Here is a 12,407-nt window from a genome sequence, read left to right on the forward strand (position 1 = left end):
GGGACGTCCGATGGAATGGCGTTCGCATCCCACTGCCGTCCGCGCTCGTGGTCGCGCGGGAGAGGGCCGACGCTCGCCGTCGCGTGAGTGTCCCCGCGCAGTTTAGCGGAGTGAGGGGGCCGCTCGCGCTTCCGTACCGACGCTCGCCGTCGCGTGAGTGTCCCTGCCCAGTCCAGCAAAGTGAGGGGGGCGCTCGCGGTTCCGGGCCGACGCTCGCCGTCGCGTTGTGGGTCCCCGCCCAGTCCAGCAAAGTGAGGGGGCCGCTCGCGGTTCCGGACCGGCGCTCGCCATCGCGTGAGTGTCCCCGCGCAGTCCAGCGGAGTGAGGGGGCCGCTCGCGCTTCCGGGCTTGAGGCTCGCCGTCGCCTGAGTGTCCCCGCGCAGTCCAGCGCGGAGTGAGGGCGCCGCTCGCGGTTCCGGGCTTGACGCTCGCCGTCGCCTGGGCCCTCCCTCTCCCCCCGCGCAGTCCAGCGGGGGGAGAGGGCCGGGGTGAGGGGGGCCGCTCGCGTTCCTGTGCGCCGCTCCTCGCGCCTGCGGCGCCCGCCCGCGCCCCGTCACCCCCTCGGCACGAGCGCGTCCGCCACGTCCTCGAGCTCCTGGAGCGTCGTCACCTCCGCGACGCGCTGGCAGTGGCGCTCGTAGAGGAGCATCTCGCTGTCCCCGCTCCCCCACGCGTGCCGCGCCTCTGGGCAGATCCAGAGCACCCGCCGCGCGCGGCGCTTCAGCTCCTCGAGGACCCACGCCTCCGGCGGGTTGTAGTTGTTGCGGCCGTCGCCCACGACGAGCACCGTCGTCCGCCGCGTGACCGACTCGAGGTGGTCGCGGTGGAACGTCCGGAGCGCCCTCCCGTAGTTGGAGTTCGCGGCGAGGCTGACCGCGCGCGCCGCGATGGCGAGGTCGGCGGCGCGGGCGGGATCCCGCTCCGCGCGCAGCGCGCCCGTCACCTCCGCGAGATCGGAGACGAACACGAACGTCCGCACGCGCGTGAAGCGGCTCTGGAGCGTGTAGAGGAAGAGCAGCATGAGCCGCGTGACGTGCCGGACGGACTCGGAGACGTCGCAGAGCACGATGATGTCCGGCCGGAGCGGTCGCCGGCGCCGGAAGAGGAGCCGCGCCGGGAAGCCGCCCATCCCGAGGTTCCGGCGCAGCGTCCGGCGCACCGCGAGGACGCCGCGGCGGTGCGCCCGGTCGCGGCGCACCAGCCGCGACTGGAGCCGCGCCGCGAGCCGCTTGACCGCGGTCTCCGTCCGCGCGAGCTCCTCCGGCGCGAGGCGCGCGAGCGATCCGGCGAGCCCGCCCTCGCGGCGCACGCTGCGCGCGCGGCCCTCGAGGTCGGCGACCCGCCGCGCCGCGTCCTCGACCTTCCGCAGCGCCGCCTCGAGCCGCTCGGCGACGACCTGCAGCCCCGCCGCGTCGAGCCCGCGCCGCCGGAGCGCCTCCTCGAGCGCCTCGAGATCCTTCCGGAGCGCGCCGCCGCCCGCCGCGGCGAGCAGCCGGCGCCCCTGGAAGCCCGCGAGCGCCGGGGTCCCCGCGGCGAAGTCCAGCTGCAGCGCCGCGCCGCGGAGGAGGCGCGCGAGCAGCCCTTGGTCGCCCTCCAGGGCGGCGCGCGCGAGCGGGCTCGCCGACGCGAGGAGGTCCTCGAGGGTCCGCGCGATCATCTCGAGCTCGTCGCCCTCGAGCAGGCCCTGCTCCTCGAGCTCCGCCACGAGCCCGCGCTCGAACCCCTCGAGGATCCGGCCGAGCCCGGAGAAGTAGAGGTCGAACAGCCCGTCGAAGACGCGGACGTCCGCGGCGCGCTTCACGAGCGTCGAGCGGAGCGCGGCGCGGAACCCGGCCCGGTCCTCGGCGCCGACGAGGGCGGCGGCGGCGACCGCGTCCGCCACCTCGACCGGCGCGACGCGGACCCCGTTCGAGCGGAGCAGCGCGGCGAACTCGACGAGGCGGGCCTCCATCCCAGGGAGTCTAGCCCCGGCGGCGCGCGGCGTCCGGCCTGCGCGGCCGCGCCGGAGCGTCCAGCGCCCGGGCGCCCCGGAGCGGGGCGAGGCGGGGCGGCCGCGGCCCGTGCAGGACCGCTCCCGCGACCGGTCCGTAGGGCAGCTCGGCCCCGGCGCGCACCGCACGCAGCAGGAGCCCGCCCCGGCTCATGTCGCCGCGGCCCACGAAGTCCGGCGGGAAGAGCAGGCGCGCGCCGAGGATCGCGAGCAGCGGCTCGACGTACTTCGGGCTCGCGACGCTCCCGAGGAGGACCACCTCCCCCTCGTCGCCCACGGCCTCCGCGAGGAGCCGGGCGTCGCGCTCGAGCGGCGCGCGGAAGCGCGGCTCGCGGGCGTCCACCGGGATCGAGGCGAACGCCCGCAGGTCGGTGGCCCGGACCGGCGCGTCCGACGGCACCAGGCCCGCGCCGGGCGCGATGACGAGGGCGCCCGGAACGCCCGCCGGCGGCCGCGCGAACGCGAGCGCGTACGCGAGCTTGCCGCGGAAGTAGAGCCCGCTCGCGAACCGGAAGACCTCCCCGATCGGCGCGCCCTCGCCCTGGACCGCGCGCGCGAGCGCGAACCGGGCGCGCGCCGACAGCACGAGCGCCATCCGCTCGCCCCCGGCGTTGGCGGGCGACAGCAGGAACACGCGCGGCGGCTGCGCGGCCGGCCGCTCCGGGGTATGACCGGAACACATGACGCCACCCGTCGTGCCAGTCTTCCTCGCCTTCTTCACCGCCCAGCTCGCGGTCGAGACCGCCCTCCTCCTCCTCAACCTGCGCCACGTCGCCCGCGCCCGCGGCGTGCCGGCGCTCCTCGCCGGCCGCGTGGACGAGGGCACCGCCGACCGGAGCCGCGCCTACACGCTCGCGAACGGCCGCTTCGCCCTGATCCAAGAATTCTTCTCCGCGGCGCTGACGCTCGCCGTCCTCTTCTCGGGGCTCCTGCCTGCGCTCGACCGCGCGCTCGCCGGTCGCGGCCTCGCCGGCGCGCACCTCTTCGTCGCGTACCTCGTGGCGCTCTCGGCCGGTTCGGCGCTCCTCGCCCTTCCCTTCTCGCTGTGGCACACGTTCCGGCTCGAGGCGCGGTTCGGGTTCAACCGGACGACGCCGCGCCTCTGGGTGCTCGACCGGGTGAAGGGCGTCGTCCTCCAGGCGGCGATCGGAGTCCCGCTCCTCTACGCGATCTACGCGTTCATGAGGTTCACCGGCGCGCTCTGGTGGCTGTGGCTGTTCGGGTTCCTCGTCCTCGTCCAGGTGGTGCTCCTCTGGGCCTACCCGACGCTCATCGCGCCGCTCTTCAACCGGTTCGAGCCGCTACCGGACGGCGAGCTCCGCGCGCGCCTCGAGCGGCTGGCCCACGACGCCGGCTTCCGCAACCGCGGCCTCTTCGTGATGGACGCGTCGCGCCGCTCAGGCCACTCGAACGCCTACTTCACCGGGCTCCTCCGCCCGCGGATCGTCCTCTTCGACACGCTCGTCGCGAACATGAGCGTCGACGAGGCGGCGAGCGTGCTCGCCCACGAGATCGGCCACTACCGCGCGCGCCACATCCACCGCCGCCTCGCCTTGTCGCTCGCCGGGACGCTCGTCGTCCTGTTCGTCCTGTCGCGCCTGGTCGCCTGGCCGCCGCTGTACGCCGCGTTCGGCTTCGACCGGCCCTCGCTCCAGGCCGCGCTCACGCTCGTGTCGCTCTGCGGCGCGCCGTTCGTCTTCTGGCTGTCGCCGCTGGCGGCCCGGCTCTCGCGGCGACACGAGTACGAGGCGGACCGGTACGCCATCCGCATCGCGCGGGCACCCGCCGCGCTCGCGACCGCCCTGGTGCGGCTGAACGGGGAGAACCTGTCCAACCTCCACCCGCACCCCTGGTACAGCGCGTGGCACTACAGCCACCCGGTGCTCGTCGAGCGGCTCGCCGCGATCGAGGCGGAGGCGAGCCGGGCCGCGGCGGTGTAGCCTCGGGGGGTGAACCCCGGAGCCACCGGATGACCCGCCTCCCCGTCGCGCTCGCCGCCCTGATCGCAGCCCTGGCCGCCGCCCCCGCGCGCGGCGCGGACGCCGCCGCCGGCGCCGGCGTGCTCACCCGCCCACCGGCGGTGGTCCAGCCCGCCGAGCCCGAGTACCCCGAGGCGGCGCGCGCCGAGGGCATCACCGGCCAGGTGACCCTCGAGCTCGAGATCTCCGAGACGGGCGAGGTGACGGACGCGATCGTGACCGGGCCCGCCGGCCACGGCCTCGACGAGGCGGCCGTCGCGGCGGCCCGCCGGCTCCGCTTCTCGCCCGCCGAGATCGACGGCAAGCCCGCCGCGGTCCGGATCGAGTACCGCTTCACCTTCGCGCTCGCGCCGCCGCCGCCCGAGCCCGCCGCGCCGCCCGAGCCGTTGCCCGTGAACTTCCGCGGGCAGGTGCTCGAGCGCGGGACGCGGCTCCCGGTCGTCGCGGCGCAGGTCCAGGCCGCGGGCTGGACGGTCTACACCGACGCCGAGGGACGGTTCGCGATCGCCGGCGTCCCCGACGGCCCGGTGAAGGTGGTCGTCACGGACGCGGCGCACGCGCGCCTCGAGGCGGACGAGGTCATCGAGCCCGGGAAGGCGACGGAGGTCCGGTACTGGCTCCGCCGCACCGCAGCCGAGGAGTACGAGGCCGTGGTGGTGGGCGAGAAGGAGAAGAACGAGGTCTCCCACGTCGCAATCACCGCGGGTGAGATTCGGCGGGTCCCCGGCGTGTCGGGCGACGCCGTGAAGGTGATCCAGAACCTGCCGGGCGTCGCGCGCCCCATCGCCGGCTCGGGCCAGCTCGTCATCCGCGGCGGGAACCCGCGCGACACCCGCGTCTACGTCGACGGGCACGAGGTGCCGCAGATCTTCCACTTTGGAGGGCTCACGAGCATCTACTCCTCGGAGCTGATCCGCGACGTCGAGTTCGAGGCCGGCAACTTCGGCGTCCGGTATGGGCGCGCCATCGGCGGCCGCGTGAACCTGGTCACGCGAGATCCCGGCGAGCGCACGCACGCGCTCGCCGACGCGAACCTCTACCACGCGACCGCGCTCGTCGAGGGGCGGCCCTCCGAGGACGTCGGCGTGGCACTCGCCGCGCGCCGGTCGTACGCCGACGCGATCATCACCGCAGCCGCGCGGCAGATCGAGAACGGGCCGACGGTGAGCGTGGCGCCGCGGTACTACGATCTGCAGGGCAAGGTCGCCTGGCACGCCTCCCCCGACGACACGCTCCGGCTCGACGTCTTCGGCTCGGACGACCGGATGGTGCTCGCGGGCATCCGGACGCAGGGGCTCCGCGACATCTCCGTCCTCTCCTACGGCACCCGCTTCTGGGCGACGGCGCTCCGGCTCGACCACCGCGCGAGCGAGGACACGCGCGTCCTCGTCGACCTGGGCGCGGGATGGTCGCAGTTCGCGACGCAGGTCGGCGACATCTTCACGGACGACGAGACCACCGTGAACGGCACGCTCCGCGCGGAGGTGAGCCACGTCGTGTCCGACCAGCTCACCATCGCCTCCGGCGTGGACGGCAACTGGTACCCGCGCGCCCGGATCGACGTGACCGCGCCGCCGATCCCGCCGCCCGGCGAGGTGCCGGACCCGAACGCGGCGAGCCGCCGCGTGAGCGAGACGCTCGACGGCTACGAGGCGGGCGCGTTCGTCGAGGCGACCATCAAGCCGGTGGAGAGCGTCACGATCGTGCCCGGCGTCCGCGCCGACGTGCACCGGAGCCTGGCAACGCTCCGGTGGGTGGACCCGCGCATCGCGGCGCGGTGGCAGCTCGGGCCGGACACGGCCCTGAAGGGCGCGGCGGGCCTGTACCATCAGGCCCCGCTCCTCGTGTACCTGACGAAGCAGTGGGGAAACCCCGACCTCGGGCCGGAGCGCGCCTGGCAGTACTCCGTCGGCGCCGAGCGCCGGGTGGCCGGGCGCGTCTTCGTGGACCTGCAGCTCTACTACAAGCGGCTCCTCGACCTCGCGCTCCCGTCCGACGCGACGATCGTCCGCGATGGTCAGCTCGTGCCGGAGCGGTACCGGAGCGCCGGCACCGGCAGCGCGTACGGCGCCGAGCTCCTCGTGCGCTGGGATCCCGACGGCCGCTTCTTCGGCTGGATCGCGTACTCGCTCTCGCGGTCGCGGCGCGATCAGCACGTCGCGGGCGGCCGAATCCAGGCGGAGGGCGACGCGTTCGACCAGCCGAGCAACCTCGTCGCGGTGGGGACCTGGGACCTGCCGGAGATCTGGGACGGGCTCGCGGCGGGCTTCCGGCTCCGCTTCACCTCCGGGAACCCGTACGAGGCGGTCAACGCCGCGCTCTACGACGCGGACGCGGACCGGTATACCGGGCTGCGCACCGGCACGCCGACGGGGCGCATGCCGGCGTTCTTCCAGCTCGACGTCCGCGTCGACAAGAAGTGGACGTACCGGACCTGGACCTTCGCCGCGTACCTCGAGGTGCAGAACGTGACCGCGCGGAAGAACCCGGAGGGCGTCACGTACAACTTCGACTACACGCAGCGCGGCTACGTCACGGGGCTGCCGCTGTTCCCCGCGTTCGGCCTGCGCGCCGAGTACTGAGGACGCGATGATCCGGAACGTTCCGCGCTGCGCCCCTGCCGCCCTCGCCGCCCTCGCGGCGCTCGCCGCCTGCACGCCGAAGTTCGACCCCGCCTCGAGCGTCCGGGAGCTCCGCGTCCTCGCGGTCCGGGCCGAGCCGCCGGAGATCGCGCCGCCCGGCGATCCGAGCGCGCCGGGGACCGCCGCGCTCGACACGCTCGTCGCGCTCCCGGCGTTCGTCGTCGACCCGTCGCCCCAGGTCGTCGTGCTGCACCTCGCCTGCACCCCGGACCCGGGCAATCCCACCTCGACTGCCTGCGTCCAGTTCCAGACGCTCTCGGATCCGGCGCAGCTCCTCGGGGGCGTCGACCCGGCCTCGGCGTGCGCGGCCCCCGGCACCGGCAAGCGAGGCGCGATCTCGTTCGGCGGCGTCGAGGCCTGCGGCCTCGCCGGCTGCGGCCCGGTGACGGTCCGCCGCGACCCCGCGGATCCCGCCTCGGACGTGACCCTGCCGGCGCCACGCTACCTGCTCCCGGCCGATTTCTCCTTCGACGCCTATCCCGCGAGCGCACCGGAGCGGGTGCTCGGGCTCGAGGCGGACGACCTCGCGCTCGCGGTACAGGCGACGCCCGCCGAGCTCGCCCCTCTCGCCGCCGCCGCCGACGCGTGCGCGACGCTCGCCGCGGCCGGTGCGCGCTTCGAGACGCTGTGGTCGTCGCGCCCGCACGTCGTGTCGCTGAAGCGGATCCAGATCCGCGGCCCCGCCGCGCCGTCGCCGCCGAACCACAACCCCGCCGTGTCCGGGATCACGCTCGGCGGGGCGGCGCTCACGCCGCCCGGCGGTTCCCCGGCGCGGATCGCGCCGGGGAAGGTCGCGGATCTCCTGCCGGTGCTCCCCGGCGACTTCGCCGCGCTCCGCGAGACGTACGTCCGGTCCGACTCCTCCGGAGCGCCCATCGAGACGCGCCAGGAGGACTGGAGCTTCTCGTGGTTCGCCACCGCGGGAGACATCGACCTCCTCCACACCACGGATCCGTCGGAGGCGGACGCGTACACCGCGCCCGCCTCCGGCCGCGTCCTCCTCTGGAGCGTGGTGCGCGACCTGCGCGGCGGGGTCGCGTGGACGGTGGCGGACGCCGAGGCGGCGCCCTGAACGGTCGCGCCGGAGCGACCGCGTCACCCGCCGAAGCGGATCGGCATCACCACCCAGAGCCGCGTCGGACGCCCGGCGGCGTCGGCGCCAGCCACGAACCGGCAGCTCCGGACCGCCGTCCAGAGCGCGTCGGCGACGCGCCGGTCCGGGACGTCGCCCACCACCTCGAACAGCCCGACCGTCCCGTCCGCCGCGACGGCGAACTTGATCGTCACGGGGCCTGAGAGCCGCTCCGCGATCCCGCGCGGCACACGGACGGCTTCCTGCACGCACCGGGGCTCGACGAGGCGCGGCCGGCGGAACCCCTCGGTCGCGAAGCGGGGCGCGTCCTCCACGGTGGATCGCTCGGGCGGGGCGCCCGAGGCGACCGCGACGGCGGGCGCGACGCTCCGGCTCGCAGGCGCGGCGGGCGCCGGCGCCGCGTCGGCCCCGGGCGGCGCGGCGCGGGTGGGCGCGTCCACCGTCGCCGCGCCGATTCCGACCACGGCCGGCGCTTCGTCGCGCGCGTCTTGCAGCGGCGGGGCCGCGGGGGGCCCGCGGTGGCCGCGCTCGGCGCGCGCGGCGTGCCGCTGGACCGCCGCGGGCCGCTCGACGGCGGTGCGGAGCGCGGGGCCGGGCCCGGCGGAAGCACCCGCGAAGGGAACGGAGGCGCCGCTGGAGCGCGCGACGAGCGGCGGCGGCGCCGGGCTGGGCGCCTGCTCGACCTGGGCGCTCGCGACGACGGGCGCTGCGGGGGGCGCCTCGGCGGAGATCATCCGCCGCGCCGCCCAGATCGCCACCGCGACCAGCGCGACGCACACCAGGAGCACGCCGCCGAGCAGCGGCGCGGCGCTCCTGGCCGGCGCATGGACGCCGCGGGCGCCGCTCGCCGGCCCCTTCCAGCGCGGCCGGTCGAGCGCGGGACCGCGGCGCCTCGCCGGCGCGGAGGCCTGGCCGGGCACGGCGAGCGCCGCGAACGGATCCTCGACGGCCCGGTGCGGCGCCGGGGGTACGGCGGGGACGAGCACCGCGTCGCAGCTCGCGCAGCGATCAGCCACCGCGGGGCAGCCGTGGCCGCAGCACGGGCAGATCACCTGGGTTCCCATCGCGGCCTCCCGGCGGACTCGCCGCGACGAGCGTACCAGCCCGGGTCGCCGAACCAGAATTCGACGCCCGTGCTCACCCCGTCAGGGGCTCGGCAGGCGACGCGAGGCGGACGCGCCAGGCCGATAAGGCGGCGTCAGGGCGTGGGCGAGGGGCTGCGGGCTGCGCAGGTGGAGAATCGAATCGTCGTCGGCGTGAGCGGGACGCCGCCCGCATCCTGCATGGGGTAAAAGTCGGGATCGTTGAGCGTGAAGCCGTACGTCCGGCCCGGCTGGAGGCGCGCGCGGAACGCGAGCACCCTGCCATCCTCGGACCATGACGGCTTCGCGCCGGGCACGAGTTCCGGAAAAGCCGCGTCGGTGGGCATCATCGCCATGATCGGCTTCATCCGTCGGTCGAACACGACCCGCACCTCCGTCGTCGCCGGATCGACGTTCCGCGCGCTGTTGGTGGGCTCCGTCGAGACGACGCCCGGCCCTCCGGTGAACAACCCTGCCGTGCGCGCGCGGCGGGAGGCCTCGCAGGCGGTGTATCGCGCGGTAGCCTGCGCCCCCCACAGGTCGAGGGCAGCTACGATGCGGGGGGTGAACGCGTCGAGGTTGGGGTAGGTCATCCGGTCGAGGGCATACGAGTCGAGGAGCCGCACGAGGTCGGGGACCCAGTAGAACCCGATCTGCTCCTCGCCGACCTCCGCGGCCCGAGCCTGCTCCTCGCTCCCGAGCTCCCGGAGGTAACGAATCGTGAAGGCACGGACGATCGACTCGATCAGGACAGTATGCGTGGTGTAATGCTGGAGCCGCATCCGCTGGGCGACGGGAGCGTCGAGCGCAAGAGCCGCCGGCTCGAGATCGCCGAGGTGCCTCTCCGCCCAAGGGTTCACGTACGAGTGGAGGAGCTCGTGCACTGCGATGCCGAGCTGCCCGGGGCGGAAGCTGGGCGGCTCTCCCTTCTTCGCCAGCGCGGGCCCGACGAACGCGAACAGGTGTCGACTGTTGCGGGGCCCGTCCTCCAGCCACGACGAGTAGTTGTTCGGGCCGTTCAGCGGCGCCACGACCAGCGTGACCTCCGGGCGGCTCCCCGCTCCGAAGGTGCGATCGAACCACGACAGGTCCAGGTGGGAGACCAGGACGTCGCGCGCGGAGGCCTCGATGAGCGCGTGGTACGGACCCTGCCCGCGGAGGAAGTCCTCGGCGCCGGACGCCTGTGCGAACGCGGCCACCTCCTCCAGGAAGGCAACGGTGGCGGGCGGATCCCAGCGCCGATCGAGCCCGAGCCCCGGCTCGTCGAGCGGTCGGATCGGCTCGAACCCGCGCGCGTCCTTCACCCGGACCGCCAGGCTCGGGATGGCGTCGTACCCAACGCGCTGGCGGAGCGCCCGCGCGGTCCGTACGGCGGGATGATCGCGGAACGGGCCGAAGTGCGCGTCGACCGCCGCGGCGTAGTCCGGGAGGCCGCTCTCGGAGTACTCGCGGAACCCTGCCAGCCGGAACACGACCGAGAGGATCTCGAACCGGGGGTCGACTCGCACCTCCAGGCCGGCTGATGACGCCGGCGTCGTAGAGGGCAGCGGCGCGGCCGCGACGAGCGCGAGGGCAAGGGCGATGGAGGGACACATACCCACAGTATATCGCACGGGTGGTGACATACACTCGCGCGGCTCGTCTCTTCCCGGCGGGCCCGCGACCCCGCATGACCTGCGCCGCACGTTCGCCTCCCTCTGCGAAGCCGCGCCCGAGGATGGCGGGCTCGGTCTCGACGAGCGGTGGTCGAGAGCTGCCCGTCCCACACGCTGGGCAGCAGCAAGATCCAGGCTTGGCGGCTCGCGGATGCCACTCCCCTTTACGCAAGGCACGCGGAACGTACGTGAGGCTCAGCGGAGCGGGGGACTGGACGACGAGGGTCGACGCCGCGGCAGCAGGTTGAGACCGCGCCGCGCGGCTGGCTCAGGACGATCGATTCTGGTCACCAGTGCCTGACGAGATCCGGCCGGTCAGGAGGCCACCGTATGCGATGATGCCGTCCTGCTCGGGAGGGGACGATGGCATCATGCAGGGGAAATCGTGGGCGTGGCGTCACCAGCGCGGTTCTCGCCGTAGCCGTCGGTGGCGTGCTGCTTGCGACCGCTTGCGGTGGCGGCAGCTCGGCTCCGCACGTCACCGTCCGCTGGGACCGCACGACTCTGACGTTGCCGGCCGCGGACGGGTGCGCATGCGCGTTCCTTGAGTACCTCAGGGATGGCTCGGTCGACGGGACGGACGGGTTGACGTGGTCCGTCCTGGGTGACACGGCGGGCGCGCCGACGGTTAACGCGAACCTCCCTCCGTTGTCGTCTGGTGGCATCGTCTGTGCGAACGACCTTCCGCCGCTTATGGACGGAGCGTTCATGGGCTGGGCGCACGTGGGCGGCTCCGGCCCCGCCGGGACTTGGCAGGTCCGCGCGAACGTGTTCGAGTGGCTCGGGGACACGGACAGTATGAGGGTGCTTGCGAGCGCGGATCTCGAGGTCGTCGTCCCCTGATGGCCGGCCGGTCATAAGGGGCGAAGGACCAACGGGAGCGCGCGCGTTGCGGCCGGCTTTCTCGCGCGCGGATCCCGTCGGCCAGTTCTTCTACTCCGGCATCGGCGGGTACGCCGGGCCCCCGGGCCTTAGCCGCGATGTGACTCCTGGGCCGGTGTACCTGCGAGCCCGTCGACGGAAGCACAGGGCGTCCCCCCGGCCTGAACGCCCGCGGGTCCCATCCGACAGTTCTTCTTGTCGGTCGTCGCCGGGCATGGGGACACCCCCCGCTCTTTCGCGCGATGTGACTCCTGGGCCGGTGTACCTGCGAGCCCGTCGCTGGGCTGGAACCGCGCGCCGCGCGGCACGTAGGAAGAACACTTCCTGACCGACCCCGGGTGCACCGTGCAGGGCGCGTGGATCAGCACTCCTCCCGACGACCAACATTTCTGACCGGTCGGGCGAGCGGGGCCGGTAGAGTTCTGCGCATGCAACTCCTCGTCGCCGTGCATCGCGAGCAGGGGCGGGTGAGCGTCGTGCTGCGCCCCTACCGGCGGTGGGGCATGGTGTGGGTGTTTCTCGCGGTCGTCGTCGTAACCGTAGCGCTTCGATCCGGTGTCCGCGTCCCAGAATTCGTCGGGGCTGGCCTGCTCGGGATCGCCGCGTGTGCCACCTATGGCGCCGCCCTCGCCACCGCGTGGTACCTCGTCGGGCGCGAGGTCGTCACAGCAACGCCGGCGTCGATCACCATCGAGCACTTCATCATCCGGCGCCGCCGCACGGAGCAGTACTCGGCGGGAAAGGTGATGAACCTCCGCGCGCAGGCCGCTGGGCGAGTCATGCGCCGGGGCCGCCTGGTGCGTGCCTTAGCGGCGTTGGCGTTCGAGCATGACGGCGAGACGGTGCGTTTTGCCGTCGGTCTGGCTGGGGCGGAAGCTGACGCCGTGCTTGCAGATCTCCAGAGCGGCCTGATGACGCCGGGGGGATCAGCGGCGCGCGTGTGAGGGGCCCCCGGCCTTTTCTCGCGGGGCCCACCTCAACGGTGATCCTCGCCGCCCGTCGCCGGGATGGCGGGAGCCCCGGCCTGATTGCGCGCGGGTCCCATCCGACAGTTCTTCTTCTGGGTCATCGCCGGGCTAAGGGG

9 protein-coding genes are annotated in these 12,407 nt (G+C 74.3%); 5 read left to right on the top strand and 4 right to left on the bottom strand.

The features are described 5' to 3' along the window. Window positions 1-553: 553 nt before the first annotated feature. Window positions 554-1,951 carry a VWA domain-containing protein gene (locus AMOR_RS02865; RefSeq protein ID WP_248358242.1) on the bottom strand — a complete coding sequence of 466 codons (1,398 nt, stop codon included), beginning with the start codon at window positions 1,949-1,951 and terminating at the stop codon, window positions 554-556. 10 nt (window positions 1,952-1,961) lie between these two features. Then, the gene (locus tag AMOR_RS02870; RefSeq protein ID WP_248358244.1) at window positions 1,962-2,672 is read right to left on the bottom strand and encodes a hypothetical protein; all 711 of its coding nucleotides are present in this window, start codon (window positions 2,670-2,672) and stop codon (window positions 1,962-1,964) included. Between AMOR_RS02870 and AMOR_RS02875 the strand changes: the two genes are divergently transcribed. From AMOR_RS02875 to AMOR_RS02885, 3 genes are read left to right on the top strand one after another with little or no spacing between them, the layout of a single operon-like run. After that, window positions 2,671-3,930, top strand: coding sequence for a M48 family metallopeptidase (locus tag AMOR_RS02875; RefSeq protein WP_248358246.1), 1,260 nt, complete (start codon window positions 2,671-2,673; stop codon window positions 3,928-3,930). The genes AMOR_RS02870 and AMOR_RS02875 overlap by 2 nt on opposite strands. A 29-nt stretch (window positions 3,931-3,959) precedes the next feature. Then, window positions 3,960-6,551 carry a TonB-dependent receptor domain-containing protein gene (locus AMOR_RS02880; RefSeq protein WP_248358248.1) on the top strand — a complete coding sequence of 864 codons (2,592 nt, stop codon included), beginning with the start codon at window positions 3,960-3,962 and terminating at the stop codon, window positions 6,549-6,551. Window positions 6,552-6,558: 7 nt separating this feature from the next. Beyond that, entirely contained in the window at window positions 6,559-7,683 is a 1,125-nt protein-coding gene (locus AMOR_RS02885; protein ID WP_248358250.1) for a hypothetical protein, read from the top strand. 23 nt (window positions 7,684-7,706) lie between these two features. Here AMOR_RS02885 and AMOR_RS02890 read toward each other — a convergent pair whose 3' ends face one another. Together AMOR_RS02890 and AMOR_RS02895 are read right to left on the bottom strand one after the other, a co-directional pair. Then, a complete protein-coding gene (locus AMOR_RS02890) occupies window positions 7,707-8,768 on the bottom strand; it encodes an energy transducer TonB (protein ID WP_248358252.1) in 1,062 nt (353 codons plus the stop codon). Window positions 8,769-8,902: 134 nt separating this feature from the next. After that, a complete protein-coding gene (locus tag AMOR_RS02895; RefSeq protein WP_248358254.1) occupies window positions 8,903-10,381 on the bottom strand; it encodes a DUF4932 domain-containing protein in 1,479 nt (492 codons plus the stop codon). A 753-nt stretch (window positions 10,382-11,134) separates the two neighbouring features. Between AMOR_RS02895 and AMOR_RS02900 the strand changes: the two genes are divergently transcribed. Beyond that, on the top strand, window positions 11,135-11,284 hold the full coding sequence (locus AMOR_RS02900) for a hypothetical protein (RefSeq protein WP_248358256.1): 150 nt from the start codon (window positions 11,135-11,137) through the stop codon (window positions 11,282-11,284). A 467-nt stretch (window positions 11,285-11,751) separates the two neighbouring features. Continuing rightward, window positions 11,752-12,267, top strand: coding sequence for a hypothetical protein (locus tag AMOR_RS02905; RefSeq protein WP_248358258.1), 516 nt, complete (start codon window positions 11,752-11,754; stop codon window positions 12,265-12,267). Window positions 12,268-12,407 lie beyond the last annotated feature (140 nt).

The organism is Anaeromyxobacter oryzae (assembly GCF_023169945.1).
GTDB classification, from domain to species: domain Bacteria; phylum Myxococcota; class Myxococcia; order Myxococcales; family Anaeromyxobacteraceae; genus Anaeromyxobacter; species Anaeromyxobacter oryzae.

Excerpts from the sequence above, each read along its gene's own strand:
- AMOR_RS02895 (WP_248358254.1), bottom strand. The coding sequence starts at position 10,381 with ATGTGTCCCTCCATCGCCCTTGCCCTCGCGCTCGTCGCGGCCGCGCCG.
- AMOR_RS02885 (WP_248358250.1), top strand. The coding sequence starts at position 6,559 with ATGATCCGGAACGTTCCGCGCTGCGCCCCTGCCGCCCTCGCCGCCCTC.
- AMOR_RS02900 (WP_248358256.1), top strand. The coding sequence starts at position 11,135 with ATGGACGGAGCGTTCATGGGCTGGGCGCACGTGGGCGGCTCCGGCCCC.
- AMOR_RS02865 (WP_248358242.1), bottom strand. The coding sequence starts at position 1,951 with ATGGAGGCCCGCCTCGTCGAGTTCGCCGCGCTGCTCCGCTCGAACGGG.
- AMOR_RS02890 (WP_248358252.1), bottom strand. The coding sequence starts at position 8,768 with ATGGGAACCCAGGTGATCTGCCCGTGCTGCGGCCACGGCTGCCCCGCG.
- AMOR_RS02905 (WP_248358258.1), top strand. The coding sequence starts at position 11,752 with ATGCAACTCCTCGTCGCCGTGCATCGCGAGCAGGGGCGGGTGAGCGTC.
- AMOR_RS02880 (WP_248358248.1), top strand. The coding sequence starts at position 3,960 with ATGACCCGCCTCCCCGTCGCGCTCGCCGCCCTGATCGCAGCCCTGGCC.
- AMOR_RS02870 (WP_248358244.1), bottom strand. The coding sequence starts at position 2,672 with ATGTGTTCCGGTCATACCCCGGAGCGGCCGGCCGCGCAGCCGCCGCGC.
- AMOR_RS02875 (WP_248358246.1), top strand. The coding sequence starts at position 2,671 with ATGACGCCACCCGTCGTGCCAGTCTTCCTCGCCTTCTTCACCGCCCAG.